General features: G+C 45.6%; 6 protein-coding genes. 2 read left to right on the top strand and 4 right to left on the bottom strand.

All coding sequences use genetic code 11. The annotated features are described in order from the left end of the window. Positions 1-257, top strand: a 257-nt coding sequence (locus HP456_RS21555) for a hypothetical protein (protein ID WP_172254925.1), incomplete at its 5' end; no start/stop codon positions are given. Between the two features lie 15 nt (positions 258-272). Next, positions 273-626, top strand: coding sequence for a spore coat protein (locus HP456_RS21550; RefSeq protein WP_172254923.1), 354 nt, complete (start codon positions 273-275; stop codon positions 624-626). A 364-nt stretch (positions 627-990) separates the two neighbouring features. On the opposite strand, the gene HP456_RS21545 is transcribed toward HP456_RS21550, so the two are convergent. The 4 genes from HP456_RS21545 to HP456_RS21530 all read right to left on the bottom strand — a co-directional run. Further along, positions 991-1254, bottom strand: a complete 264-nt coding sequence (locus HP456_RS21545; protein WP_172254921.1) for a DUF2573 family protein — start codon at positions 1252-1254, stop codon at positions 991-993. Between the two features lie 16 nt (positions 1255-1270). After that, the gene (locus HP456_RS21540) at positions 1271-2047 is read right to left on the bottom strand and encodes an IucA/IucC family C-terminal-domain containing protein (RefSeq protein WP_172254927.1); all 777 of its coding nucleotides are present in this window, start codon (positions 2045-2047) and stop codon (positions 1271-1273) included. After that, entirely contained in the window at positions 2044-2859 is an 816-nt protein-coding gene (locus tag HP456_RS21535; protein ID WP_172254919.1) for an ABC transporter ATP-binding protein, read from the bottom strand. The genes HP456_RS21540 and HP456_RS21535 overlap by 4 nt, the downstream gene beginning before the upstream one ends. Before the next feature lie 14 nt (positions 2860-2873). Continuing rightward, positions 2874-3424, bottom strand: a 551-nt coding sequence (locus HP456_RS21530) for a FecCD family ABC transporter permease (protein ID WP_172254917.1), incomplete at its 5' end; no start/stop codon positions are given.

Genomic DNA, 3424 nt, shown 5'->3' with positions numbered 1-3424 from the left:
AACAGCCTCAACAAAGTAATCAGCAGCAAACATACACACAGCCGCCCCAATTATTAACGACAAAGGATAGCCTTTATGTAAACGACATGCTTGCATGGAACCTGAATGCTATGAAAAAGTGTCATTTCGCGGCTTCCCACTGTCAGGACCAGGAAATCAAAGCGGAACTGGATAAATGCGGGCAAATGCATCAGCGTCACTATGAGCAGCTATTGGCACACTTAAATACGTCAAACACCAACCAGGGCATGATGTAGAAAGGAGACCTATCTATGAACCAGCAAAATCAGCAAAAAATACAAAACCCGCAGACTCAGGTACCATCCACACCGCAAATGAATGACCGTGACTTCATAACAGACGTCCTTTCACAAGAAAAATACATGACTGCTTCTTATTGCACTGCCCTTAACGAAGCCAGTCACCAGGCTCTTTATCAGGATTTGTTAACCATCTTCAACGAAACACAAAACGTACAACGCGAACTGTATAATGAAATGTTCCGTAAAGGCTGGTATAAGCTTGAAGCGGCAGACAGCCAAAAAATCCAGCAGTCCTACCAGCAGCATCAGCAGTACTCGTCCCAGTTCCCTTATGGAACGGCTGGCGGCGGCCCGCTGCAATAGTTTTTTAACATGCGGCCTCCTTTGGCGGGGGTCGTTTTTTGTTTTGTCGGGATGGTTGGCAGGGAGAGGCGACAGCAGAATAAGAGGGTGAAATATTAAAGGTTAATATAAATGAGCACCTTGTTTTTGATCAATTGTTATCTTCATCTCCGACCAGCACCTGAAAATGCCGCTTCTGCGTCCGCCCGACCATTTTAAAAGCCTCTTGTTTTCGACTTCACCCGTTTTATTTCCAACTCTGAAATTACTGCATATTTTCTGTCTCATTCATCTAGTAACAATATTCGAAATCAAAGCATTACCTGCCCCCTTCTTCACCAAAATAAAAAAGCACCCTCTTCAAAAGGGTACTTCCATTTCAAGCTTATTCTTCCCGCTTCCTGCGGTTTATTTCTTCACGATGTGCTTCGTTTAATTCTTTGATTTCGCCGACGATCCTTTTCATTTCATCTTTTCCGTCAGGATAGAGTGAGTTCCAGTGCTTCACAAGTGCCGGCATGTTCTTGGCAATGAACGAGTACATAGCATATTGACCGACCATCTCTTTTTTCTTTGGAGAATTCTCTCCTACCAGAAGTTCGGTATACTTATCCAGAAGTGCATCAAACTGTTTCGGAAATTCGCTCATACTATAGAACCTCCCATTACATACTAGTTAATCGTTTTACCTTGCAGGTCTGCGGGCAGTTCTTGCAGCGGAATTGTTCTCCATTCTCTAGTTGATAGGAAAAACAACATGTCTTCCGCACCCTGATTTTACCTTCCTGCCCTTCAACTCTGACTTTATCAGTATAATATCTGCTCAGTGGATTCTTATTATACACACCGAACCAATGACTGTTTTCATCACTAAGTAATTGAGCTAAATCGTTTTCTTTCTTATCCTGCAATCTTTCATCAGTAAGAAACGCGTCATTTTCATAAATCCAGAAGAGATATACTGCAATATTCTCCCACAATATCAGAGTAGAAAGCTTCACGGAGCGTTTCAACACACCGATGACTTTATCCAGATGCCCACTGAACAGTGAACGGATGAATTCTTTTTTTTCAGACCAGCTTGTCATTTCCTCCACGGTTGTATCTCTGAGATGAAATTGCGGCAGCCACAAGCCTTTCTCACTGACTTGATCGACAAGGACAAGATTATCCGGGGACAGGTTCAGTTTCCGGTCCCAAAATGTCGCTGCAAGCATCCCCAATGCGGCGACGAAGGCATAACGCTTCATCAAGAGAGATGCTGCAGTCTTCAAGTCATTCGCACCCATCAGTGAGAGGCGTTCATTAAGATAATTCACCACTCCCTGTTCATCTAAAAGCTCGCCTGCCTCAGTTCCAGCCAAAGCATGGGGTGCACCTCTATGAAAGCGATACTGCTGAAGAATCCCCCATTGCTCCGCTGTTAATGATGCTTGCTTCATACAGGCTCACCAATCTGTTTAAGGATGCATCTGCCTTTTCCGAATGGAATACAAAGCGGTGTTCCGAATAATGGATCACTTGTTACCTGACAATCCATATCAAAGACACTCTTCACCAGTTCACAGCTGATGATGCTTTCCGGCTTTCCTTGAGCAAAGATTTTCTGATCGCGGATTGCCACGATATTATGAGCGTAGCGGCACGCAAGATTCAAGTCATGGAGCACCATTACGATTGTCCGGTCTTCCTTTTCGTTCAACTCGAATAACAGATCGAGTATTTCGATTTGATGCGTCATGTCCAAGTAGGTCGTCGGTTCATCAAGCAGGATGATATCCGTATCCTGTGCAAGGGTGAGGGCGATCCAGGCACGCTGGCGCTGGCCGCCTGACAGTTCATCGACTTTGCGGTGCTGGAGCTCATCCATTTTGGTTGCCCTCAATGCCTCCTGCACGATTTCTTCATCTTCGTGAGACCATTGCTTCAGCCAAGTCTGATGAGGATATCTTCCCTGCTTTACCAATTGCAGTACGGTCAATCCTTCAGGAGCTGCGGGGGACTGGGGAAGGATGGCCATTTTACGCGCAACCTCTTTGGTTGAAAGGCGTGCGATGGCATCTCCTTCCAATAGTACAGACCCCTGTTTCGGCTTTAACAAACGAGCGATGGAACGCAGCAGAGTTGATTTCCCGCATCCATTCCCACCGATGAATACGGTGATTTCTCCTTTGGGGATTTCAATATTCAGTTCATTGATAATGGTTCTATCACCGTAAGCCAGGGTCAAGTCTTTCGTTTGCAGCATGCTCATTAGCGGCCAACTCCTTAAGAATTTCTCGTTTTAAATAATAGATAAATAAAATACGGTGCACCGATTGCAGCGGTGAATACTCCCGCAGGAATCTCCAAAGGAAGAAAAAGTGTGCGTCCGATCAGGTCGGCGACCATAACCAGGATCCCTCCGATAAAGGCGGACGCCGGCAGCAGTGCCCCGTAAGAAGATCCTACGAGCCTTCTTGCCATATGAGGAGCCATCAAGCCCACAAAGCCGATACCCCCTGCAAAAGATACCGCTCCCCCTACTAAAACAGTGGCCATAAGCAGTAAAAAGAATCGTTGTCTTTGAACACGTCCACCGACTCCTGTGGCCAACTCTTCTCCAAGTTCCTGTATATTCAATTGCCGTGTAATAAAAAAGCTCATTAGAATGAACACAATACTCCATGGCAAGAGGATTCCTACATCCTGCCAATCAGAACCGTTCACAGTACCAGTGATCCAAATATTTGCCTGGCTAGCCCTGTAAATGGGACCCATGATCATCAAGAGGGTAGTCAACGCCTGTGTCAGGGCTGATATCCCGATACCGATCAGGA

Origin of the sequence: Bacillus haikouensis, from assembly GCF_013179555.1 — a bacterium.
Classification (GTDB): Bacteria; Bacillota; Bacilli; order Bacillales; family Bacillaceae_B; genus Rossellomorea; species Rossellomorea haikouensis_A.
This window is presented reverse-complemented; position numbering and strand designations above follow the sequence as displayed.